At 35.1% G+C, this 24524-nt stretch carries 17 protein-coding genes; 9 read left to right on the top strand and 8 right to left on the bottom strand.

From position 1 onward, the window contains the following. Window positions 1-16 precede the first annotated feature (16 nt). The 6 genes from EAG08_RS09265 to EAG08_RS09240 all read right to left on the bottom strand — a co-directional run bounded on the left by EAG08_RS09265 (window position 17) and on the right by EAG08_RS09240 (window position 5484). Window positions 17-1120, bottom strand: a complete 1104-nt coding sequence (locus tag EAG08_RS09265) for a DegT/DnrJ/EryC1/StrS family aminotransferase (RefSeq protein ID WP_129535177.1) — start codon at window positions 1118-1120, stop codon at window positions 17-19. Further along, window positions 1113-1574: an acyltransferase gene (locus EAG08_RS09260; RefSeq protein ID WP_129535176.1), complete on the bottom strand. Its 462-nt coding sequence runs from the start codon at window positions 1572-1574 to the stop codon at window positions 1113-1115. Before EAG08_RS09260 ends, EAG08_RS09265 begins: the two co-directional genes overlap by 8 nt. Next, on the bottom strand, window positions 1571-1972 hold the full coding sequence (locus tag EAG08_RS09255; protein WP_129535175.1) for a sugar 3,4-ketoisomerase: 402 nt from the start codon (window positions 1970-1972) through the stop codon (window positions 1571-1573). The genes EAG08_RS09260 and EAG08_RS09255 overlap by 4 nt, the downstream gene beginning before the upstream one ends. Window positions 1973-2158: 186 nt before the next feature. Further along, window positions 2159-3019 (bottom strand): glucose-1-phosphate thymidylyltransferase RfbA, encoded by an 861-nt coding sequence (gene rfbA, locus EAG08_RS09250; RefSeq protein WP_129535174.1) that lies wholly within the window; start codon window positions 3017-3019, stop codon window positions 2159-2161. 17 nt (window positions 3020-3036) lie between these two features. Then, complete coding sequence (gene rfbB / locus EAG08_RS09245; RefSeq protein WP_129535173.1) at window positions 3037-4116, bottom strand: dTDP-glucose 4,6-dehydratase; 1080 nt, start codon at window positions 4114-4116, stop codon at window positions 3037-3039. Window positions 4117-4170: 54 nt separating this feature from the next. Continuing rightward, the gene (locus EAG08_RS09240; RefSeq protein ID WP_129535172.1) at window positions 4171-5484 is read right to left on the bottom strand and encodes a UDP-glucose dehydrogenase family protein; all 1314 of its coding nucleotides are present in this window, start codon (window positions 5482-5484) and stop codon (window positions 4171-4173) included. 289 nt (window positions 5485-5773) lie between these two features. Here EAG08_RS09240 and rimP point away from each other — a divergent pair, with 289 nt between their 5' ends. The 3 genes from rimP to infB all read left to right on the top strand — a co-directional run bounded on the left by rimP (window position 5774) and on the right by infB (window position 10559). Continuing rightward, complete coding sequence (rimP, locus tag EAG08_RS09235) at window positions 5774-6241, top strand: ribosome assembly cofactor RimP (RefSeq protein ID WP_129535171.1); 468 nt, start codon at window positions 5774-5776, stop codon at window positions 6239-6241. 19 nt (window positions 6242-6260) lie between these two features. After that, entirely contained in the window at window positions 6261-7496 is a 1236-nt protein-coding gene (nusA, locus tag EAG08_RS09230; RefSeq protein ID WP_129535170.1) for a transcription termination factor NusA, read from the top strand. Between the two features lie 75 nt (window positions 7497-7571). Beyond that, window positions 7572-10559 (top strand): translation initiation factor IF-2, encoded by a 2988-nt coding sequence (infB, locus tag EAG08_RS09225; RefSeq protein WP_129535169.1) that lies wholly within the window; start codon window positions 7572-7574, stop codon window positions 10557-10559. Window positions 10560-10778: 219 nt separating this feature from the next. Here the strand turns inward: infB and EAG08_RS09220 are convergent, their stop codons facing one another. Further along, complete coding sequence (locus EAG08_RS09220) at window positions 10779-11477, bottom strand: hypothetical protein (protein ID WP_129535168.1); 699 nt, start codon at window positions 11475-11477, stop codon at window positions 10779-10781. A gap of 351 nt (window positions 11478-11828) precedes the next feature. Next, on the bottom strand, window positions 11829-13745 hold the full coding sequence (locus EAG08_RS09215) for a S8 family serine peptidase (protein ID WP_129535167.1): 1917 nt from the start codon (window positions 13743-13745) through the stop codon (window positions 11829-11831). Between the two features lie 132 nt (window positions 13746-13877). Between EAG08_RS09215 and EAG08_RS09210 the strand changes: the two genes are divergently transcribed. From EAG08_RS09210 to EAG08_RS09185, 6 genes are all read left to right on the top strand, one after another. Beyond that, a complete protein-coding gene (locus EAG08_RS09210; protein WP_129535166.1) occupies window positions 13878-16754 on the top strand; it encodes a SusC/RagA family TonB-linked outer membrane protein in 2877 nt (958 codons plus the stop codon). 14 nt (window positions 16755-16768) lie between these two features. Beyond that, window positions 16769-18310 (top strand): RagB/SusD family nutrient uptake outer membrane protein, encoded by a 1542-nt coding sequence (locus EAG08_RS09205; protein WP_129535165.1) that lies wholly within the window; start codon window positions 16769-16771, stop codon window positions 18308-18310. A 12-nt stretch (window positions 18311-18322) separates the two neighbouring features. After that, window positions 18323-19129: a DUF4843 domain-containing protein gene (locus tag EAG08_RS09200; protein ID WP_129535164.1), complete on the top strand. Its 807-nt coding sequence runs from the start codon at window positions 18323-18325 to the stop codon at window positions 19127-19129. A gap of 91 nt (window positions 19130-19220) precedes the next feature. Further along, entirely contained in the window at window positions 19221-21161 is a 1941-nt protein-coding gene (locus EAG08_RS09195) for a putative porin (protein ID WP_129535163.1), read from the top strand. 11 nt (window positions 21162-21172) lie between these two features. Further along, window positions 21173-22759 (top strand): bacillithiol biosynthesis cysteine-adding enzyme BshC, encoded by a 1587-nt coding sequence (bshC, locus tag EAG08_RS09190; protein ID WP_129535162.1) that lies wholly within the window; start codon window positions 21173-21175, stop codon window positions 22757-22759. 73 nt (window positions 22760-22832) lie between these two features. Further along, complete coding sequence (locus EAG08_RS09185) at window positions 22833-24518, top strand: LysM peptidoglycan-binding domain-containing protein (protein WP_228446840.1); 1686 nt, start codon at window positions 22833-22835, stop codon at window positions 24516-24518. Window positions 24519-24524 lie beyond the last annotated feature (6 nt).

Here is a 24524-nt window from a genome sequence, read left to right as displayed (position 1 = left end):
TATATATTTAGACTTTTTACTGAAATTGATTGATACATTGAATAATTTTTTCAACTTCCTCTATTTCCATGACAGGGCTTATGGGCAAGCTTAATACCTCGTTGTGAATCTTTTCTGAAATAGGAAAAGAAAGATTTGAAAACTCTTTATAAGCCTCTTGATGGTGTGGGGGAATAGGATAATGAATAATGGTTTGTATACCGTTTTCATTAAGATACTGTTGAAGAGAATCTCTTTTTGATGTTCGGATGACATATACATGCCACACGTGTTCATGTTCATTTTCAGGATGTTCTGGCAGAATAATCAGAGGGTTATTTATTTCTGTATTGTATTTCTTTGCAATTTCTCGTCTTATCGTGTTTTCTTGATCGATGTATTTTAATTTTACATCTAAAACAGCGGACTGAATTTCGTCTAATCTTGAGTTAAGTCCTTTGTAGATGTTGACATATTTTTGTCCGGATCCGTAGTTGGCCAATGTTCTTATCGTTTGAGCAAGCTCAGCATCGTTCGTGGTTACAGCACCGGCATCACCCAGGGCACCAAGATTTTTACCGGGATAAAAACTAAATCCAGCTGCGTCTCCCAAGTTTCCTGACTTTCTGCCTTTAAATTCTGCACCTATGGCTTGTGCATTATCCTCAACAATTTTTAAACCGTGTTTTTTTGCAAGATCAGTTAGCTTTTCTGAAAATATAATTCTTCCCTGCAAATGCACAATCATCACCGCCTTGGTTTTAGCAGTGATTTTTTCTTCAATTTTTGAAATGTCAATATTATATGTTTCAAATTCAGGCTCTACCATTACGGGAATTAATCCGTTATCTGAAATAGCGAGAATTGAAGCAATGTAGGTGTTTGAAGGAACAATCACTTCGTCGCCAGGCGACATGGTTCCCATTTCAATATATGCACGAAGGATAAGGCGTAAAGCATCTAAGCCGTTAGCAACACCTATGGCATGAGTACTACCGATATATTTTGACAGATTTTCTTCAAATGTTTTTACTTTTTCGCCTAATAGATACCAACCTGATCGGAAAACATCAAGCAGTTGCTCTTCAATTTCTTGCTGGTACTGCAAATTGATTTTTTGAAGGTCTAGAAATTTAATCATGGTTATTTTTCTTTAAAAATTTGGCAGGATTTCCTACCCATATTTCATTATCCGGAACATCTTTAGTGACCACACTTCCGGCGCCTATGAGTGAGTTCTCACCAATAGTTATACCCGCTAGAAGAGTAGCATTTGCACCAATAGATGCTCCTTTTTTTACCAGAGTATTTTTTAAAACAAAGTGGATGTTTTTAGATTTTGGAAATAAGTCGTTGGTGAACGTAACGTTCGGGCCAATGAAAACATTATTCTCAAGAGTAACCCCGTCCCATATCTGAACTCCTGGCTTAATAGTAACGTTGTCGCCTATAATGGCTTCGTTTTCAATAAGTACATGGCAGTTGATGTTACAGTTTCTGCCAATTTTTGCATTTTTTAAAATAACGCAAAACTGCCAGATGGATGTTCCTTCACCAATGTTTTTTGATTGAATATCAGCTAAGGGATGAATCATGGTTTGAAATTTTTATAATCTTGAAAATCTCTGAAATAATCATTTTCATCGTAAAGCTCAGAAGCAAGACATAGGAGTACTGCATTGTGAGAAAATTTGATATCTCTCCAGATTAATTTCGGAAGGTAAAGACCTACCGATGGGGAATCTAAAATAAATTCTTCTTTATTTCCATCCTGATCTTCTGTATTGAAACGAATAGTTCCTGCTACAGCAAAGATCAATTGTTCCAGATTTTTGTGTGCATGACCTCCTCGTATAACATCTTGTGGTGTGTAATACGTCCAATACACACGCTTCACTTCGAAAGGAACATTCTTAAGGCTCTCGGCAACGGTGATGAATCCTAAAGAAGAGCTTCCGATTTTATCTAAATTGAAATAGGTGGGTTTGTTCATTAACTTTTATTTAACATCCAAAACAGAATACGCTAAATAAAAATGCTAAAATCTTGATTGAAATTTTATTATAGCTGATATGCTGCGAATTTAAATAGCTGCAATTCTGAAGGTAATCAATTACAAAATTCTTTACAATGAATAGTATCAATCAAAACTACAAGTTAGCAAATATATAAATTAAATTTAAAGAACAAGTTTTTTCAAATATTCACCATACCCGCTTTTTCCATATTTTAGAGCAGTTTCAAGCAGTTTTTCTTCATTGATGAATCCGTTTCTGAAAGCAATCTCTTCGATGCATCCTATTTTGAAATCTTGTCTTTTTTCAATGACCCTTACGAATTCTGAAGCGTCGTTTAGAGAATCAAAAGTTCCTGTGTCTAACCAAGCGGTTCCTCTGTCAAGAACTCCAACTTCCAATTTGCCTTTCTGTAAATAGACATTGTTGATGTCGGTGATTTCCAGTTCGCCTCTTGGGGAAGGTTGTATGTTTTTAGCGATTTCTACCACTTCGTTATCATAAAAATACAATCCCGGAACAGCGTAATTTGATTTTGGATGAGTAGGTTTTTCTTCAATAGAAACGGCCTTTAAGTTTTTGTCAAATTCTACGACACCATATCTTTCAGGATCGGCAACATGGTAGGCAAAAACAACACCTCCATCAGGATTGGTTTTGTTTTTTAGCAAAGTGCCCATCTCAGAGCCATAGAAAATATTGTCTCCTAAAACTAAAGCTGCAGAATCATCTCCGATAAATTGGTCACCTAAAATGAACGCTTGCGCAAGACCATCCGGGCTCGGTTGAACTATATATTCAATGTTGCACCCAATTTGAGAACCGTCACCCAAAAGCTTGATAAAGCCAGCTTGATCGTGTGGTGTGGTAATAATTAAAATATCTTTAATCCCTGCTAACAATAGAGTTGATAGAGGATAATAAATCATTGGCTTGTCGTAAACCGGCATCAGTTGCTTGCTTACTGCAATTGTAAGAGGGTAGAGTCTTGTTCCGGATCCTCCGGCTAATATTATTCCTTTCATTTGTTTTGTGATTAGTATTAATTATACTGTTCGTTGTAATATTTCTGGTAATCTCCACTCGTCACATTCTCAAGCCATTCTTTATTGTCTAAGAACCAATCAATTGTTTTTCCTAAACCTTGTTCAAAAGTAACAGACGGTTTCCAGCCAAGATCTTTATTCAGTTTTGTAGCATCAATTGCGTAACGTTTATCGTGACCCGGTCTGTCCTTCACATAAGTGATTAATTTTTCTGAATGACCTGCTGGATTACCAAGCTTTTCATCCATCTGCTTGATTAATTCTTTCACCAAATCAATATTTTGCCACTCATTGAAGCCTCCAATGTTATATGTTTCTCCGGTTTTTGATTCATTAAAAATCTGATGAATCGCTTTTGCATGATCGATGACAAATAACCAATCTCTTGTATATTTTCCGTCACCATAAATTGGCAATGGTTTTTCATTGATAATGTTAGAAATACAAAGCGGGATCAATTTCTCAGGGAAGTGATTCGGGCCGTAATTGTTGGAGCAATTCGATAAAATAAACGGCATTCCATACGTATTTCCGTAAGCTCTTACCAAGTGGTCAGAAGCTGCTTTACTTGCAGAATACGGAGATTGCGGATCGTAAGGAGTTGTTTCAAGGAAAAATCCTGTTTCGCCTAAACTTCCGTAAACTTCATCTGTCGAAACATGGTAAAATAAATTTTGTCTCGGCTCATTTGGAAATCTTCCGTGAGTATGATCAGGGTTTAATGTCCAGAATTCGATGCAGAGATTCAAAAGATTTGCAGTTCCGTTTACATTCGTGTTGATGAAAGCATTAGGGTCTGTAATGCTTCTGTCAACATGGCTTTCTGCTGCTAAGTGAACTATGGCGTCTGGATTGTATTTTTCAAAAACCTTTCTTAATTCTTCGGGTTTTGTAATATCTGCTTTTTCGAAAACATAATTAGGTTCGTTTTCAATATCTTTTAAATTTTCAAGATTTCCGGCGTACGTTAAAGCATCAAGATTGATGATTGTTGAATTAGGATTATTTTTAACGAACTCTCTTACAACGTGCGAGCCTATAAATCCTGCTCCGCCTGTGATGATGATGTTTTTCATTGTGTATGTTTTGCCAACTGAATGACTTTGATTAAATTGTATTTTTGCTTAAGACTACTTACCAATCGTTTTTCTACCGATCGATTTATAGAAAAACCCATTTTGCTCAGGTGTTTCTAGCGGGTACATATTTCTTCCGTCAAAAATAACCTTATTGTTCATTTTCTCAGCCATCAGTTTAAAGTTTGGATTTTTAAATTCCGGCCATTCCGTTGCAATAAATAATGCATCTGCATTTTCCAAAGCTTCGTACATCGTTTTTGCATACTGTATTTTGTCACCAAGAATTTTCTGAACATTTTTCTCAGCAATGGTATCGTAAGCTACAACTTTCGCTCCTTTTTTTAAGAGTAAATCAATGTTATCTAAAGAAGAGGCCTCTCTGATGTCGTCTGTATTGGCTTTAAAAGCAAGCCCCCAAACTGCAATTGTTTTTCCTTCAAGGTTTCCGTTAAAGTATTTTTCAATTTCTGAAACCAGAATTACTTTTTGGGAAATATTGACATTTTCTGTCGCTTCTAAAATCTGGAAATTAAAATTTTCATCTTTTCCGGATCTGATCAATGCTTTCACATCTTTCGGAAAACAGCTTCCGCCGTATCCGATTCCCGGAAATAAAAATCTGTTCCCGATTCTGTCGTCACTTCCCATCCCTAGTCTTACTTTATCAACGTCGGCACCTACTTTTTCACAATAGTTGGCGATTTCATTCATAAAAGTGATTTTAACCGCTAAGAATGAGTTGGAAGCATATTTTGTTAATTCAGATGATTTCTCATCCATAAATATAATAGGAATTCCGGTATTGGTAAATGGCTGGTAGATTTGAGCCATAATGTCTTTCGCTTTCTCTGAACTAGATCCTACAACCACTCTCGCAGGATTCATAGAATCTTCAACGGCAAAGCCTTCACGCAAAAATTCAGGATTTGAAACTACGTCGAAAGAAATTTGGGTTTTTGAAGCAATGACTTCAGATACTCGGTCTGCGGTTCCTACAGGAACGGTACTTTTATTTACTATAACCTTATATTCGGTCATCATTTCGCCAATGTCATTGGCAACTTTCAAAACGTAAGAGAGGTCTGCAGAACCATCTTCACCGGGAGGTGTCGGTAATGCGAGGTAAATAACTTCACTTTTATCTAAAGCTTCTTTTAAATTGGTTGTGAAAAAAAGTCTTTCTGCCTGTATGTTTCTGAGGAACATTTCTTCAAGATTCGGCTCATAAATAGGCACAATGCCGTTTTTCATGTTCGCTACTTTCTTTTCATCGATATCAACACAGTATACAGAATTTCCAAGTTCTGCAAGGGTAGTTCCTGTCACCAATCCTACATAGCCTGTTCCTACTATTGTTATATTCAAAATATATGTTTTTAAAAAATTCTCGACAAAAATACTAAAAATACTTTCATGGTCTTCTAATTAGTAATAAGTTATAGATGATGATTGATAAATTCGTAAATAATATACCTGTTTTTATATCAATTTTAATCTTTTAATTGCTTGAATTTTAAATTCTTATTTAATTGATTATGAACAGTATTTGTTTATTTTATAAAAATGTATTATATTTGCATAAGATTTACGGGAAAAATGGGAAGGCTTCGCAAGAAAGCCTTTTTTCGTACAGATAGACCATGATTATATAGATATGGAGTTTAGAAAAAATATTGAAACATTATTAAGTACTTTCCTTGAGACAAGAGAGGATTTATTTCTTATTGATTTAAAGATTTCTGCAGCAGATGATGTTACTGTGATTTTAGACGGTGATAATGGGGTGACTTTACAAGATTGTCTTGATGCAAGCCGCGCCATAGAATTCAATGCAGATCGTGATGAGCATGATTTCAGCCTTCAGGTAATGTCAGCAGGGTTGAGCGAACCTTTGGCAACGCCGAGACAGTTTAACAAAAACTTAGGAAGAGAAATCGAAGTAATGCTGGCGGATTCTACAACAATAGAAGGTGAGCTGGCTAAAGTAGACGACGAAAAAATCACACTGATTCTTCGTTACCGAAAACCGAAAGATATAGGTAAAGGTAAAGTTGATGTGGAAGAGGAAAAAGAAATTTTGTACTCTGAGATTAAAAAAGCGTTGGTAGTAGTTAAATTTTAATTTAAAGAAAAAAAGATAAATGGATAATATAGCGTTGATTGAATCCTTTGGTGATTTTAAAGACGAAAAGGGGATCAGTAAGATCGATCTGATGGCAATTATTGAAGATTCTCTGAAAACTCTTTTGAGAAAAAGATTTGATTCTGATGATCACTTTGATGTCATTGTAAACCCTGATAAAGGTGACTTTCAGATTTTCTTGAATAAAACAATTGTTGAAGACGAAATGTCTGAAGATGATGATTTGGAAATCGAAATCACTGAAGCGAAGAAAATCGACCCGACTTTTGAAGTAGGTGAAGATTTTACAATGGAAATTCCGGTGGCTCAATTGGGAAGAAGAAATGTTCTTACCTTAAAGCAAATCTTGGCTACGAAATTGCAGGAGCATAACAATGCAATGCTTTATGAGCAGTTTAAAGATAAAATAGGGGAAATTGTAACGGGAGAAATTCACCACATTCGTCACAAACACGTAATTTTGTTGGATGATGAAGAAAATGAATTTATTTTACCAAAAGAAAATCAAATTTCATCAGACTTTTTCAAGAAAGGTGAAAATATCAGAGCTATTGTAGAATCTGTTGATTTTAAAGGATCTAAACCTCAAATTATCATTTCAAGAACAGCTCCAAAATTCTTGGAGAAATTATTGGAATTAGAAATTCCTGAAATTCAGGACGGAACTATTATCCTTAAAAAAGCAGTAAGAATACCGGGAGAGAAAGCGAAAATCGCTGTTGATGCTTACGATGACAGAATAGATCCAGTAGGAGCTTGTGTCGGAGTAAAAGGATCAAGAATCCACGGGGTGGTAAGAGAATTAAGAAACGAAAATATAGATGTAATTCAGTGGTCAAACAACCCTGAAATATTGGTGAAGAGAGCTTTAGGTAATGTTACCATCAATAAAATTGACATCAACGAAGAGACAAACTACGCAATGGTTTATACTCCTGTTGAAGAGATTTCTAAAGTTATCGGTAAGCAAGGTCAAAACATCAGATTGGCTTCATGGTTGACAGGTTATGAGATTGACGTGTACAGAGAAGCTAGCGAAGATGATGACGTTGATTTGAGAGAATTCAATGACGATATCGAGCAGTGGATTTTGGATGAGTTTAAGAAAGTAGGTCTTACGACTGCAAAATCAGTTCTGGATAAAGATACAGAAAGTCTATTGAAAATGGTTGACTTGGAAGAGGAAACAATCAATGACGTTAAAAATATCTTGAAAGCAGAATTTGAAGATTAAAATTTGAATTAATTTTAATAGCAGTAAAAGAATACTTTAATTTTAAGAATTAAAAAAAAACAGTAAATAATATAGATGCCAAAAATAAGATTAAATAAAGCGGTTAAGGAATTCAATATATCGATGTCGAGAATGGTAGAATTTTTACAGTCTAAAGATATCGTGGTTGAAAGTAATCCTAACGCTCAATTAGATGAGGCGGCATATTCTGCATTGGAAGCTGAGTTTGCCAAAGACGGCGAGCAGCGTAAGGCTTCCCATGAGGTGGTTATTTCTAAAGTTCCGGAAGAAAAACTGGAAATCGAAGAATATAAAACCCCTGAAGTAATAAGAGCTAAAGCTAATAAACCAGAAACCAGAATTTTAGGTAAAATTGATTTAGAGCCTAAAAAACCTGAAGCTGTGGAAGTAACTCCTGCTCCTGCACCTGCACCAGCTCCTGTTGAGGAGAAGAAAGAGGTTGTGGAAGAAGTGAAAGAGCCAGTGAAGGAAGAGCCAAAAGCGGTTTCTGAAACTAAACCAACACCTGAAAAGCAGGAGTTTAAAGTGTTGGACAAAATTGATTTGTCTCAGATTGAGGGAAATAGAAACAGACCTGCCAAAAAAGATAAACCTAAAGTGGAAGAGGTGAAAGCACAGCCAAAAGCTGCTGAACCTGTAAAAGAAACACCTAAACCGGTTGAAAAACCAATTGAGAAAGTGGAAGAGAAAAAACCAGCTCCTGCAGCAGAAGAGGCTCAGGAATCTCAGAAGATTGAAACGGTTTATCAAAAATTGGATGGGCCAAAAATTGTTGGTGAAAAAATTGACTTAACGCAGTTTGCGCCTAAGCCAAATGCAGCTAAGAAGAAAAGAAAAAGAATTGAAAAACCGGGTGGTCCAAACCAGAATACTGGGAATAACCAACAAGGTGGAAATAATCAGGGTGGACAAAACCGTCCTCAAGGTCAGAACGGCCCAGGTGGAAACCGTCCTCCGGGACAAGGTGGTCCTCAAGGGAACAGACCTCCGGGACAAGGCGGACAAAACCGTCCAGGTGGTCCTCAAGGAAACAGACCTCCGGGACAAGGTGGACAAAATCGTCCTGCAGGACAAGGTGGAGGAAACCGTTTTGGAAACAACAACAGACCTGGTCAGAGAACAATGCCTGTCGAATTAACCGACGAGCAAGTTAAAAACCAGATTAAGGAAACTCTTGAAAAACTAACCAATAAAGGTGGTAAATCTAAATCTGCTAAACACAGAAAAGATAAAAGATCTTACCGTAGAGAGGAGAATGAGCGTCAGCAGGAAGCCGATGCAAGAGATACATCACTAAAAGTTACAGAATTCATTACTGTCGGAGAATTGGCAAGTTTGATGGATGTAAGTGCAACTGAAGTAATTTCTGCTTGTTTCTCTCTTGGAGTAATGGTTACCATGAACCAAAGACTGGAAGCTGATACTTTACTATTGGTAGCTGACGAATTCGGATTTAAAATTGAATTCTCAGATGCTGATCTTGAAGAAGCAGATTCTGAAGAAGATATCGATACAGAAGAAAGCCTTGTTTCAAGAGCTCCGATTGTAACGGTAATGGGTCACGTTGACCACGGTAAAACTTCATTATTGGATTACGTAAGAAAAACTAACGTTATCGCAGGTGAATCTGGAGGAATTACACAGCACATCGGTGCGTACAATGTGAAACTGGAAAACGGTCAGAGAATCACATTCTTAGATACACCGGGTCACGAAGCCTTTACCGCGATGAGAGCGAGAGGTGCACAGGTTACTGATATTGCAATTATCGTAATCGCTGCCGATGATGATGTAATGCCTCAAACGAAAGAAGCAATTTCTCACGCACAGGCTGCAGGTGTACCGATGATTATTGCCATCAACAAGGTAGATAAGCCAAATGCAAACCCAGACAACATCCGTCAACAACTTTCAGGAATGAATATTCTTGTTGAAGAATGGGGTGGAAATGTACAGGCGCAGGAAATTTCTGCTAAAATGGGTAACAATATGGATGTCCTTTTAGAGAAAGTATTACTTCAGGCAGAAATGCTTGAGCTGAAAGCTAATCCTAATCGTGCTGCACAAGGAGTTGTGATTGAAGCTTCTTTAGATAAAGGTAGAGGGTATGTAGCAACAATGTTGGTACAGACCGGAACTTTAAAAGTTGGAGATTATGTAGTAGCAGGTAAAAACCACGGTAAAGTAAAAGCTTTGCTTGACGAAAGAGGGAAAAACCTTGAAGAAGCAGGTCCATCTATTCCGGCAACGATCTTAGGTCTTGACGGAGCACCAACAGCAGGTGATAAATTCAGAGTATATGCTGACGAAAGTGAAGGTAAAACTATCGCTAACAAAAGAGAGCAGTTACAAAGAGAACTTTCTATCAGAACCAAGAAACATACGACACTTGAAGAATTGGGTAGACGTATTGCTCTAGGAGAATTCAAAGAATTGAATATTATCCTGAAAGGTGACGTGGATGGTTCAGTAGAAGCGCTTTCTGATCAGTTACAAAGATTATCAACAGAAGAGATCAGTGTAAACATTCTTCACTCAGGTGTAGGACAGATTACTGAATCTGATATCAACCTAGCTGCAGCTTCAGATGCAATTATCATCGGATTCAACGTAAGAGCCGGTGCTAATGCAAAAGAATTGGCAGATCGTGAAGAAATCGAGATCAGAACATATTCTATTATCTATAAAGCAATCGATGAGGTAAAAGAAGCGATGGAGGGAATGCTTTCTCCGGAGATTCAGGAGCAGGTAATCGGTAATGTAGAAATCCGTGAAGTCTTCAAGATTTCTAAGATCGGTACTATTGCAGGTTGTATGGTTCTTACCGGAAAAGTAACAAGACAGTCGAAAGTAAGATTACTAAGAGACGGTATTGTGAAATTCGACGGTGAACTTGAAAGTTTAAAACGTTTCAAAGACGATGTAAGAGAAGTTACAAAAGGCTACGAATGCGGATTGAACCTGAAAGGTTACAACGACATCGAACAGTACGACATTCTTGAAGTATACGAAGAAGTTGCTGTGAAGAAGAAATTGAAATAATATTCAGTTATATATATTAAAACTGCCCATATCATTGATACGGGCAGTTTTTGTTTTTGTGTTACTTTTTTTGAAATTGTTTTTCGCAATAAAATTAGAAATCAGTTTGCCATTTATTATGTCGAATCTTCAATTTCCGTAGAAATCTTAATGATATTTTTGTAAAGCGTAACTTAGATTCCTACGGAATTACTAATTTTATTCAATCCTTATTATTTATTATTGATTTAAAAAGATAACTAATTTTTTCAAATCTTCTTCTTTATCAAATCGAATTTTGTTTTCTTTAAAAAAAAAGTTTAACGCTGCTTTTTTTTCAGGAAATTGGTCAATAATTTCTCTCTTATTGTTTGGACGTTTTATAAAACCCTTTTCTGTATTAATATAATAAGTTGGATTTAAGATATTAAAATTAGCAGGTCTATCCATTGCATAAGAATTTGCTGCAGGAACAAAATCATTAAATTTAGCTATTACTTTTTTGTATAGAGAATTTTTGTCTTTTACTATCTCAAAAAAATATCCTTTTAAATCATCGTCAATATTTAATTTCACTAAAATTTGATTTGTGTCGGAAAATTCGACTCTTGTAAAAGGATTGTCAGATAGAAGAGCCAAAACTTCATCTCCTCTTTTAAATTCTATATTATCAGAATATGCATTGTAGCGTGCAGGTGCTGTTTCAACGTTAACTTTATCAGAAATAATAAAACTTGCTTTAGAAAATGTTTTGTTTAAATAGGGTGTACCTTGGATTTCATCATACGATAACCCTCTTTTTGAACTTGGAGAATCTACTTTAAATAGAGTGCCGCCTGTCGATAATTGACCACCACTGTATGATAGTGCTGTTGCCTGCTGTGCGGATAGTGGATAGAATAATAGTACTACGAAAATACCTATAATTTTTTTTGTCATTTTTTTAAACTTTATTGTAAAATTACAAATATATATATTATTATAAGTTTCTTTAGACAAGTATTTAATATTTAAATGCATATCCCTAATTACTTACATTCCATTATTTGTTTAATAATTAAATAATTGAGATGAATACTTTTAGTTTTGAGGTAGAATTTGGTAATTCAATCAACCTTCGACAGAACAAAACACTTTAGCCGATACTGTAGACAGAGCCCGCCAAACTTCTACAACTCATCAAGAATGTTAGCTGTGGAAATCAGAGAATTACATATCGAATTTTCAATAATAAAAAAGAGTTTCTCAATCCGAGAAACTCTTTTTTATTATTGATGAAATTAAACAATTTTACTCTTTAATAAATTTAAAGCTTTTAATTTCTCCTTTTTTATTGATAAAGTTAGCAATATAGCCTCCTTTTACTAATTGACTAATGCTGACTCTGTTGTCAACTAATTTAGAAGTTAATACTAATTTCCCAGAAACATCATAAATATTAATTAGCAAGTCTTTATCTTTCTCATTAATCTGAATGTAATTCTTGGCTGGGTTAGGATAGAAATCAACTTTAGTATCATTTGCTTTAATTGCTTCATTAGTTGAAAGAGTTGCAAGATTATCAGATGTAGCAATTAAACTGAAATTTTGGCTATTCCCAAATAAGTTTCCTTTATGCGTAACGGTAATCGTGTAAGTTCCGGAAGGGTTATTGATATCTACTCTCTCAAAATTGTCAACATCATTTGTTCCTGTATTTGTAGCGGCTGCGGAAGTATTTGACATACCCTGAAGTTTCCATGGAAAATAATCAACACCGTCCTTAGAAACCTTTATATCTAAATCATTTACTAGGTATTTGGTTGTTGAATCCACAGTTCCATTATTACTTATTGGTGCTTGCCTATCAGTCCATGAAATAGAAATTTTCAGTGGACTCGTTCCGCTGGCAGTTATAGTTTTAGTATAAGTTGCAGTATTATTTAATGTAAGTTCTTCAATAACACTTTTAGTACTTGTAGTAGAATTTTTATCACGAATTGCAATTGCACTCTTTGTTGCGTTTATCAGACCCCACCCAAAACGATAATCAGGGCCAACAGTAGTTCCGGCCTCATCTGCTGTGTGCAATATTAATCCTTTAACTGTTGCGGATTTCATAAAACTACTATATAACTGATTATAATATTGCTGAAGTAAAACAACAACTCCTGTTACACCTGGTGAAGCCATTGAGGTGCCAGACATATATCCTGTAGCTGTATCGGATGTAGAGAGTGTAGATAATACATTTACGCCTTTCATTGAAATATCTGGTTTTATTCTACCGTCGTCAGAAGGTCCCCAACTACTGAATGCTGACATTACAACATTAGATGGATTTACATAATTTAAAACCTGGTTAACTGCAGCAACAGTAATTGCATTTTTGGCATTTGCATGTCCGAAAATCATGTCATATCCCTCTTTAGTATTAATTTGAACTGATGCAGGAGGTGTCGTATTATTACGATCGTTTCCTGCCGCAATAACTGGAAGGTAATAAGGATTGTTAAAACAGATATTATCAATTTCCTTAGCTCGAGAATCATAAGCTCCGTAAAACCATAAGCTGCTTAATGATCCTGTTCCATAAGAGTGATTAGAAACTAATAATCCTGTTGATGCTTTATCTAGCATTTCACTTAAATCAGAATCCCAATCATACGAGAGAATAGATGAATTAAATGCAATACCTTTCACATCTACATCTATCCCCTGAGCAGCAATTGTTCCTGCAACGTGTGTAGGATGTGGCTGAAAATTTGATCCATCACCAAGGGTTATTTTACTGTTACCGCCGACCATAAATTCTTGATGAGTATTTCTTGCATTTCCCCCATCCCAAACACCTGCAATCATATTTTGGCCTTGAATGTTGATTCCTAAGCTTCCTCCATTATACAAATTTTGTGCTCTTGCAGTGAGGGCAGCACCAGAATTAGTTGTTCTTGCAAATATTTTTTCACCGTTTGGCAAAACATCTAAGAGTTCTTCAATTCCAATATCTCCAATTTTTCTAATAATTGGAAATGTAGGGTTATTAGTTATAAAATTTTGTAATCTGATTTTTCTATCAAAATTCTCCTTCTTTAAAATTGCTGCTAATTCAGAATTTCCTTCTTGATTGGAAAATTTGGCTATGTTTCTTCTTTCCTCAACTGTCTGTGCATTAGAAACAATTGGAAATAAAAACGAAAAACATAGGAAAAAAGTATATTTTTTCATTTTAAGTATAATTTGGACAAATATATGTAAAATCTGTTACTATATAATTAATTGTAAAATAAAAGTTAAAAAATTTGGAGGTTTTAATAATTATTAACATATTTGCACGAAATAATATTAAAATTTGTTAATATGAATGTTAAATTACGTGTGTTAACGGCTGGTGTACTATTCTTTACAGGACAGTTAGCTTTTGCTCAAAAGAAAGACACTTTAGAAAAAGAAGTAAAGATTGAAGAAGTTGTTGTATTGGGGTATTCAAAAACAATTACAAAAAAGAATTCAACAGTTGCTTCTAATACTGTAAGTGATGTTTTTCTTGAGAACAGACCAAATGCCAATGTATTGACTGCTTTGCAGGGTTCTGCTCCAGGTGTTGTTATGAATGGAGGGTCAGGAAGTCCGGGCTCTGCTAAATTCAGTTTGTTAATTAGAGGAACAAGTTCAATCAATGGTAATACTGATGCTTTAATTGTTATTGATGATATTCCTTCAAACGCTTCTGAATACAGAAACTTGAATCCTAACGATATCGAATCAATGACTGTTCTAAAGGATGCTGCTGCAACTGCGATTTATGGAAACAGAGGAGCAAACGGAGTAGTGGTTATTAGAACAAAAAGAGGGAAGTTTAACACTGCACTTAAAGTGAGCTATACTGGTATGACTGGTTTATCTTTGAGGCCTCTTGATAAGTATAATCTTGCGAATACCAATGAGTATTTGGATATTATGAAGGCTTATGGGTTAACTCCAAGTACTACTACGACTCCCAATTCTTATGATATAGCATTAAAGGGTCAGGCAGCAGGTGTTGATACAGACTGGAAGAAAGTATTCTTTAAACCTGAAATGTTTCAATCTCATGATATAGCGGTTTCTGCAGGTGGAGGTAATGTAAGTTCTTATACTTCTTTTGGTTATATGGAACAAGGTGGAGCAGTTCCGACAACTGATTTTAAGAGATTTACTGCGAGATCAAATATTCAAGCTAGGTCTAAAGACGAAAAGCTAACTGTGAACTCACAGATTGGTCTTGCTTTCTCAAGAAGAAATGAATTGTTCGAAGAAACCAGCTCTGCAATTAGAAATAATTCTGTACAAAATCCACTTCTTGGAGTTCTACAGGGTTTACCTTATTTAGCTCCTGGTGTTTATGCTAATGGTCAGGAATTATTTAATGCTATTGGCACCAATTTCAATAACGGAAATAATATTTACGTATTAGAAAACTTATTGACTAGAGGTAATCTTCCAAATTTTGTTGATCAGATATCTATTACAGGTAACTTAGGTGCATCTTATCAATTTACTAAAAATTTTAGCATAAATAATAAATTAGGGATAGATTATAGACAAGGTGAAAGAATTTCAGGTAGAGCACCTTGGTCTTATTTGGCTTTAGCAACTCAGGGTACGGCTGCATTTACAGGGAGTGAATCTCAGGCAACAACCAGAGATTTGAGTATCAACAATGTGGTGTCTGCTTCATATAATGGTCAGGCTGGTGAACATACCGTAGATGCAACAGTAAGTATGGAATATAACAAAGTTCATTACAGAACAAGTTCCAGAACGCAAAATGGTCTTGATCCAAGGACATACGTTCCGGGATCCGGTACAGGATATGTGCCATTTTCAAATCCAAATTTTCTTCCTGCTGTAAGTGCATCGAGACTCGTTGCGGGGACACTCGCTTATTTTGCAAATGCTAACTATGACTATGCAGGAAAATACGGTTTCAGTGGAACTATAAGAAGAGATGCGAGTTATAGATTCGTGGGTGATAATCAATGGGCTACCTATTGGTCTGTTGCTGGTAGATGGAATATTGATCAGGAAAACTTTATGGAAGGTTCTACGTTCAGTGTTCTAAAGCTAAGAGCATCATATGGTACGAATGGTAACCAAAATATCATTGCTGCAGGAGCTGGTTCAAACCCTCTATTAACAGCTACTAGTATTGTAAGAGATCAATATACTACGCCTACAGGTTATGGAAATGCTTTAGGTTCAGGTTTTGGTTATGGAAATCCGAGAGTGCAATGGGAAGATGTGGCGCAGGCTAATATTGGATTAGACTTTACTTTATTAGGTAATAAATTAGAAGGTACATTTGATGTTTATAATAAGAAAACAACAAATCTATTCAGTACTATTCCTGTTTCTGGTATTGCTGGTACTTACGGGGTAAATGGTAATAATGGTACAATGACTAATAGAGGTATTGAACTTGGATTACGTTACAATATTCTTAACAAAGACGGTGTTAAGTTCAGTATATTTGCCAATGGTGCTTACAATCAGAACAAAATTAATGAATTTATCACAAATGGAGATCCAGAACCAGGAACAACGACTACGATTGCTGGTCACCAGCTAAGTGAGTGGTATGTTTACAAATATGCCGGTGTTAACAAGAGTAATGGGAATTTATTATTCTATACAAAAGATGGTGGAGTTACAGAATCACCAAATGTTAGCGATGCTCAATATTTAGAGGTAAGTCCTATTCCTAAATATGCAGGTAGTTTCGGTTTTGAAAGTGGATATAAAGGTTTTTTCCTTGATGCATTATTTACATTTCAACAAGGAATTAAAAAGTTTGATAATGCACTATACTGGTTAGCAAACCCAGAAGGATTAGGGTCAAATGCAGTAGGATCTTCCAACCTTTCAACTGATTTGTTGGATGCATGGAGTCCAAGTAATAGTAACAGTGATGTACCTAATCTAAGAGCAACAAATTGGGGATTTTCAGCGACCTCAGATTACTTTATAAAAGATGCTTCATTTGTTAAAGTAAGATCAGTTACTCTAGGGTACCAACTTAGTAAAGATATGTTGAGAAATTTACCTATTACAGGTATGAGAGTATATGTACAGGCTGAAAATGTTTATACATGGACAAAATGGAGAGGTTTCGACCCTGAACCTATTACAGGATCAAATTTAAGTGTTTATCCAAATCCGAGGATGTTTACATTAGGGGTAAAAGTTGATTTTTAAACTAAATTATTACAATGAAAAAGATATTTTATATATTATCAGTTTTTTTAGTGATGACATCTTGTAAAGATGCACTAGATATAGTTCAGGATTTTGAAATTAATGATCCAGCTGTTGCTTTTAAAACAGCGGATGATATGAAATTGTTTCTTAATGGTAACATTTATCCTGCTGTCGATCCATCGAATGAAATTTTCTTTACATCTAACTTTACAGATGAAGTAGGTTTTGGTCCGGCTGGAGTTAGTACTTCAGATATTCAAACTCACAGATGGGTGTTGAACTCAACTTCTGGTGATGCATCAGGTATATGGGTAAGCAATTATAATATAATTAATAAGGTTAATATTCTTTTAGATAGAAGTAAGTTAATTAATTATAATAGTCTTAATGCTACAAATAAAGCAACTTATACTGCTGTATTAGTTCATGCGAGAGCTTTAAGAGCGTATGCTTATATTACTTTGGAAGCATATTTTTCAACAAATATGAAGGATCCTAATGCATTGGGTGTAGCGCTTAGTACAGAGCCAGCGGATATCTTCAATACTAAATTGCCAAGAGTAAAAAACTCCGAAATTTTTGGTTTGATCGAATCTGATTTGCAGTATGCATTGACTAATTTTACTACTACAAGTGTAGCTGCTTCAGGTACTTTAGCACAGCATTATCTAGAGAAAAGGGCTATTAACGCTATTGCTGCAAGATATTATAATTATAAAGGTGATGATGCAAATGCAAAACTTAATGCAAATGCTGCTATAGTTGGTTTTAGTTTAACTCCTGTTGGAAGTTACGCAAGTATGTGGACTGATGCTACAAGAGGGGAAATAATATGGTCTTTGTACAGACCTAACAGTGCTGTTGGTTCATGGTCAAACATAGCCGGTCTATGGACAACCAATTCTACTGATATTAATGGTTCCGTAAATTTTGATATGAGCAGAAAATTATATTCTCTTCTAAATCAACTTCCTAGTAATACTGGTGCAATTGCTGATGTAAGAAATAAACCAGTATTTATTGATCCGTCAACTACACTAGATGGGGGATATCCTAATGGTCCAAATCCAAGAGAAGAAGATGTTATCGTAATTAATAAATATCCAGGTAAAAATGCTCCTTTAGCAAGTGCAACTATGCAATTGAGAAACGATATCAAAATGTTCAGATTATCTGAGATGAAGCTTATTTTAGCAGAAATTGCTATTCATGAATCAAATCTTACTTTAGCAGCTAGTCTTGTAAAAGAAATTAGATTGGCCAGAAATTTGGAAGGTATTGCACAAAATATTACATATACAACTCCTCAACAAGGTTATGCAGACATTCTTTTGGAAAGAAGAAGAGAACTTTGCTTTGAAGGCCACCGTTATGTAGATTTAAAGAGAATGGGTGTAGCAGCTGGTGTTGGTATAGACAGAGATAAGTATGATGATGATAATCAGGGTCTTCCTCTTACATTGCCTGCTAGTGATTTTAGATTTACCCTTCCTATTCCATTGGATGAGATCAATTCAAATCCTAATATTCAACAAAACCCAGGTTATAATTAATAATATATACATATGAAAAAAATCTCGTTTTTAATATTTGCCTCTCTTATTTTCTTATTAAATAGTTGTAAAGATGAGGCGGAAGTATATGATGGTCAACCTTATTTACATTTCAATAAAGGAGTAAGTGGAGAATTTTCGGTAATACAGGGTACAGGTTCCAATACTATAAATATTGATTTTGGAACAATTGATGCCTTATCTAGCACTTCGCAAGTTAAATTGGTAGTTGACCCCACTGTTTCAACTGCTGTTGAGGGCACCGATTTTCAAATCGTTAATCAAAACACTACAGTTGAAGCTGGTCAAATTGGCGGGAAATTTCAGGTTAAGCTTTTAGAAAGCGGGGCTACTGTTGCGCCGAAGGTTATAGTGTTTAAGTTGCAGTCTTCATCAATTCCTAATGCTACGTTTGATCAAACATATATTTTGAGGTACACTAAATTATGTCCTTTTAATATAGCACCATTTTCTGGAACTTATAAAGTTGTGACTGATACATGGGCGGATTACGCGGCTGATGATCTTATCTCTGTACAACCAGGACCAGGACCTAATCAATTCAAAATATTAGCAAATAATAATGCTTATATTTCTAATTTTAGTACTGCTTATATGTTGGTAACTGTTCAAACAAATGGTAGTGTTACAGTAGCTTCCAATGAAGCTTTTAACTATGGAGGATCAACAGGTCTGCTTTCGGTTTCTGGTAGTGGAAATGTTAACTTTTGTACAGGCGCTATAGATATTTCAAATCTTAATTTTTCAGGTGCCTCTGGAACATCTAATGGTAATAAATTTGTCTTAGTTAAAAATTAATTTATATTAATTTTATTATACAAAAACCCCGTCCAAGGACGGGGTTTTTTATTTCCTTTTATTTCTTATTTTTGCTGTACAAAAAATATTCATGAAATATATCCTCCTTCTCATATTCTTCGGCTCCCTATTCAAAGCCCAAGTAATCGTCAACAAAACAGACTCCAATAGATTGGATAAAAAGTTGTCTGATACTTTGGTGATTGATTCCGGGAAAAAAGATTCTTTGAAAATATTTAAGCCGACCATTCAGGATTATCGATATCAGACGCAGTATTCTGAGAAGAAAATTTTTGATACAGTGCTGACTTTTGACAAAACCCATATATTCTCACAATACAATAATCAAGATAATTTTGGTCGTGCACAGTTTGCAAACATTGGGGCAGGATTTAACCCACTCTCGTACGAAGTCAATGCCGAACAAAACCTGTCGTTGTTACCTTCCAATAAAGCGTATGTGATTTTGGGAATTGATGACGTGAAGTATTACGATGTCAAAACCCCCACGGCAACTTTTGTTTATCATACCGCAATGCGAAACGGTGCTGCATTACAGTCGATGTATACTCAGAATATAGGAAAGAGATTTAATTTTTCTGTTGAGTACGATGGTTTACGCTCTGAAGGAATGTACAGAAACTCTTTGGCTGCAAATAATAAAACCTTGTTTTCGGGACATTACACTTCCAAAAGTGGAAACTATGAGCTATTTGCCCATTACCTTCATCAGAATGTCAACAATCAGGAAAGCGGAGGAATTGTAGATGATGATCTCTTTCAGGCGGGGTCAAGTAACATCAGCAACAAGTACAATGCTCAGGTTAATTTAGAAGCATCTAGTTCGCAGTATTCTTACAGACGTTACTACCTAAGTCATCAGTTTACTCCTTTCAACTCTGAAAAATTTCCTTTTAGAATCAGGCATACGATATTTAATCAAGGGAATAAATATTACTACTTTCAAGATGCTTTAGAAAATTATTGGTACAGCAACACAGCTTCAGAGATTATATCTGGATTTAGTCCTTCTACCAAAAAGTATTCAAATAATCTGAGCAACACGTTAAGCTTAGTTTTTGATAACGAAAAATTTAAATTGGATGCCGGAGTACGATATCAGATGCTGAAATTTGGTTTAAATGAAATAAATCTGCCCACAGTCAATGTTCCGGGTGAATTAAAAGAAAACAGATTGGGCGCTGTCGGAAATTTGCAGGTGAAATTATTCGACAAGTTTCAGTTAAACTCATTCTTAGAATTTTCAAAAGGAAGTCAGTTTGGAAATTATCTGAAAACAACAAATAATATAAAGTTTGAGCCGATAGAAGAGTACTTTGTTAATGCAAAAGTGAACTTCCAAAGCGTTTATCCGTCTTTCAATTATCTTGCGAATTCTTCTGTTTACAGAAAATTTAATTATTATTTACAAGATGCAAAAAATCAGGCAATCACAGAAATCGGAGGAAGTATCAATTTAAAATGGTTCAAATCTGAATTGTTTGCCAACTATTTCAGAATAGATAATTACACGTATTTTGATTCTAATGCAATTTCTCGTCAAAGCGAAAACTCACTCAATATTTCGCAAATTGGTGGTGATGCAACGTTCAGCTACAGAAAATTTCATTTAAATACGAGAGTACAGTTTCAAAGTGCTTTAACGAATAAAGATCTTTTACCGATGCCTTCATTCATCGGTAGAGCCAACTTTTTCTTTCAGACAAGAGCATTTAAAAATGCGGCAGAAATCCAGGCGGGTATCAAAGTGTATTATTTCTCAAAATTTGCTTCAAGAGAATATTTCACAATTCTTAGTGAATACATTCTTCCAAGAGCAGATTCTTTTTCTATCGGAGGCGAGCCGATTGCTGATCTTTATTTAAATTTCAAGGTCAAAAAAATGTTTTTCTTCATCGAAGGACAGCAAATCGGAACGATGCTTTCACATAATAAAGCCTATGCATTTCCACATTATCCAGTCTATGATTTTAGATTGAATATTGGGATTGTATGGTATTTGTTCAACTAAATTTAATCAAGTTGAAAACAGTTAATAAAATTTCATTCAACGATATCGAAAGTATTCCTCAGCTGATAAAAGATTTTCTGAATCATCAGATTGAGGGCTTCGAAAACGCTACTTTTTCATTTGAAAATTTTGCACAGCAGATTCATTTGAAACAAAACTCTTTTGAACAAGTTCAAAGAGATGTTATTTCAAAAACTTTCACAGATCAGCTTTCAAATCTTCAGCTTTCCGCAAAACAGAAAGATAATATTCAAAGTTTAAAATCAATCAATACGTTTACAATCACAACAGGACACCAGTTGAACCTTTTTTCAGGTCCCGTGTTTTTTGTCTATAAAATTTTTCAGACGATCAAAACGTGTACAAGTCTTAAAGAAAAGTTTCCCGATTATAATTTTGTACCGGTGTATTGGATGGCTTCTGAAGACCATGATTTTGCAGAAATCAATCATTTTAAAACAGAAAATAATTATTACGAAATCAATGAGAAATCTGGCGGTGCTGTCGGAAGAATGAAGATAAACGATACATTTTTTATTTCTGAATTTGAGAAAGAATTTAAAGATTCTATTTTCGGAACCGAATTGATTTTGATGCTGAAAGAAGCTTATAAAATCGGAAATACCTTAACGGAAGCAATCAGAACTTTAGTCAACAGATTATTTTCAGATTTTGGGTTATTGATTCTTGACGGAGATTCTAAGGAATTAAAAAATCAGATAAAAGAAATTTTTAAAGATGAATTAATTAATTTTAGTTTAAATAAATCATCAAAAGAAAAAGTTGATTTCCTTACAAATAAATACGGAATAGTTCAGGTCAATCCGAGAGAGATTAACTTATTTTACCTTTCTGAAACCAGAGACAGAATAGATTTGGACGGTGAAAATTATGTTATTGTTGATACCGATAGAAAATTTACAAAGGAAGAAATTTTAGCCGAACTTGAAAATTTCCCTGAAAGATTTAGCCCGAATGCTTTGATGCGTCCGGTTTATCAGGAAAAAGTTTTGCCCAATTTGGCGTATATCGGTGGAAATGCCGAAATCATGTACTGGCTGGAGTTGAAAGATTATTTTTCTAAGATCAATATTCCATTTCCAATTTTGATTCCGAGGAATTCGATGTTGTTTATTAAAGAGAAAACTTTAGGTAAAATCGAAAAGCTGGATTTAAAAATTGAAGATTTCTTTCAGAATTTCACCAAAATTACCAATTCAAAAATTTTAGATAATAATTCTGTTCTGGAATCTTTAGAATCACAGGAAAATTTAATTTTAAATAATTTTTCTCAGCTAAAATCATTAGCAGAAACAACTGAAAAATCTTTCGGAAACATGGTGAAAGCGGAAGAAGTACGTCAGTTGAAGTCTTTTAAACGATTGAAAAAAAGATTGCTTCACGCAGAAAAAATAAAACAAAATGAGCTGCTGGAACGTTTAGAAACCTTATTCTTAGATGTTCATCCGGCAAAAACCTGGCAGGAGAGAATCTTTAATTTCTCTGTTTTTTTCGCCGATTATGGCTACGAATGGTTGGGAACGATTGTTGAAGAAATGGAAGTGGAACAATCAAAACTAATAATTGTTGCCATTTAATTTTAAAGAAGTATTTTTGTACATTATAATATTGAAAATGATTAAGAGGTTTTTTTTACTATCTGCTTTATGTATGTTTCTGAGCGTATCTGCACAGAAAACACACACGGTTATAAAAGGTGATAATCCTTATAATGTTTCAAAAAAGTACGGCATTACCATTGCTGAATTAGAGAAACTAAATCCAAAAATTAAAGACGGAAAGTTTTCAATTGGTGATATTCTTAATGTAAAGGCTGGAAATGCTACAGTTGTAAAAAACACAACGGCGTCTAGTTCTGCACAAACCGGAAGAATTATTCTTCAGCCCAAACAGACGATTTACGGTATTACAAAACAATACAGAATTTCTGAGACAGATTTACGAAAATTAAATCCTGACTTAGATTCGCATACGAAAATTGGGGATGAAATTACTTTGCCTCTTGAAAACATCAGGAAGTATGGCGGAAGTGAAGCTGTAGTTGCAACCGCAAAACCTGTAGTTGCACCAGCAGAAACGGTATCACCAAGCAATAGCAAAACCAAAATAGATTCAGGAAATGAGAAATCTTCTTCTGTGCAGTCTTCTTCTAATCAGGATGAGTATGCAACGTATACCGTTGAGCAGGGAGATACAGTTTTCTCTATCGTCAATAAATTTGGAGTGACCATTGACGAATTGGTTGCTTTAAATCCAGATTTGTCAAAAGGTTTAAAAGCCGGCATGATTCTTAAAATAAAGAAACTCGACGCTGCGTACATTAAGAAAAACGGTGATGCGTTAAGCGTAGTTTTGATGTTGCCATTTGGGTACAGTACCAACGAAACGCAATATCGCGCAATGGCCTTAGACTTCCTTACCGGAGCAAAATTGGCTATTGAGAGAAATGCAGCGAACGGTCAGAAACTGGATATCAAAATTGTAGACTCTGGAAACGAAGCTTCATTTAAAAGTTCGCTTACCCAGATTAATCCAAATAATACAGATTTAATTATCGGTCCATTCTTCAAATCGAATGTGATTGATCTTTTAGATTTTACAAAAACTCAGAAAATACCGGTGGTTGCGCCATTTGCCAACTCTCCGGAATTGTACAACTACAGCAATTTAATTATTGTAGAAACCAACGATCAGGCGTATGCAGATAAGATTGTTGAGGAAGTGAAAACGGTATATTCAGATCAGAAAATATATGTAGTGGCAGATGCTAAGAAAGATAATGCCAATTACATCAAAGCAAATCTTGAGAAAGTATTAAAAAATGCAAACGTTACTATCGTTAATTCTGCATCAGAAATTCAGTTAGATCAAAACATGATGACGGGGCAATCTGCACCGGTGATTGCAATTTTGGCAAGTGATAATGATACAGTGGGTGAAGCTTTCTCCAGCCGAATGATTGCTCTTTCTAAAGACGTTCAGGGCATGAAAGCCTTCAGTTTATATTCTGTTCCAAGTTTTGAGAAAAAGGTTGATGAATTGAGTCAGGCGAGTTTAGTTTATTTAATGGATAGAAAAATCAATGCAGAAGGCAGTTTTGAGAAAGAAATTTTGGCTGCTTACAAAGCTAAATATTGCAAAACTCCTGGTAAATATGCAGTGATTGGTTTCGATGTTGTCAATGATATGTTGACAAGAGAAAACAAAAAAGGAGAGATTTTCAAGCAAATGAATAAAGTTCAGACGCAACTTGCGACAAAATTTGAATTTGTGAAGTCTAAAACCAACGGTGCTTACGTAAATACCGGATTCCGTGTCATAACACTTACTCCTTAAAATCAA

The sequence above is a fragment of the Chryseobacterium sp. 3008163 genome (assembly GCF_003669035.1).
In the GTDB taxonomy this organism is placed as follows: domain Bacteria; phylum Bacteroidota; class Bacteroidia; order Flavobacteriales; family Weeksellaceae; genus Chryseobacterium.
This window is presented reverse-complemented; position numbering and strand designations above follow the sequence as displayed.

What these genes read in the sequence shown, in the direction of transcription:
- EAG08_RS09260 (WP_129535176.1), bottom strand. Translation starts at nt 1,574, where the DNA reads ATGATTCATCCCTTAGCTGATATTCAATCAAAAAACATTGGTGAAGGA.
- EAG08_RS09200 (WP_129535164.1), top strand. Translation starts at nt 18,323, where the DNA reads ATGAAAAAAATCTCGTTTTTAATATTTGCCTCTCTTATTTTCTTATTA.
- EAG08_RS09210 (WP_129535166.1), top strand. Translation starts at nt 13,878, where the DNA reads ATGAATGTTAAATTACGTGTGTTAACGGCTGGTGTACTATTCTTTACA.
- rfbB (WP_129535173.1), bottom strand. Translation starts at nt 4,116, where the DNA reads ATGAAAAACATCATCATCACAGGCGGAGCAGGATTTATAGGCTCGCAC.
- infB (WP_129535169.1), top strand. Translation starts at nt 7,572, where the DNA reads ATGCCAAAAATAAGATTAAATAAAGCGGTTAAGGAATTCAATATATCG.
- EAG08_RS09205 (WP_129535165.1), top strand. Translation starts at nt 16,769, where the DNA reads ATGAAAAAGATATTTTATATATTATCAGTTTTTTTAGTGATGACATCT.
- EAG08_RS09215 (WP_129535167.1), bottom strand. Translation starts at nt 13,745, where the DNA reads ATGAAAAAATATACTTTTTTCCTATGTTTTTCGTTTTTATTTCCAATT.
- EAG08_RS09255 (WP_129535175.1), bottom strand. Translation starts at nt 1,972, where the DNA reads ATGAACAAACCCACCTATTTCAATTTAGATAAAATCGGAAGCTCTTCT.
- nusA (WP_129535170.1), top strand. Translation starts at nt 6,261, where the DNA reads ATGGATAATATAGCGTTGATTGAATCCTTTGGTGATTTTAAAGACGAA.
- EAG08_RS09185 (WP_228446840.1), top strand. Translation starts at nt 22,833, where the DNA reads ATGTTTCTGAGCGTATCTGCACAGAAAACACACACGGTTATAAAAGGT.
- rimP (WP_129535171.1), top strand. Translation starts at nt 5,774, where the DNA reads ATGGAGTTTAGAAAAAATATTGAAACATTATTAAGTACTTTCCTTGAG.
- EAG08_RS09265 (WP_129535177.1), bottom strand. Translation starts at nt 1,120, where the DNA reads ATGATTAAATTTCTAGACCTTCAAAAAATCAATTTGCAGTACCAGCAA.
- EAG08_RS09195 (WP_129535163.1), top strand. Translation starts at nt 19,221, where the DNA reads ATGAAATATATCCTCCTTCTCATATTCTTCGGCTCCCTATTCAAAGCC.
- rfbA (WP_129535174.1), bottom strand. Translation starts at nt 3,019, where the DNA reads ATGAAAGGAATAATATTAGCCGGAGGATCCGGAACAAGACTCTACCCT.
- EAG08_RS09220 (WP_129535168.1), bottom strand. Translation starts at nt 11,477, where the DNA reads ATGACAAAAAAAATTATAGGTATTTTCGTAGTACTATTATTCTATCCA.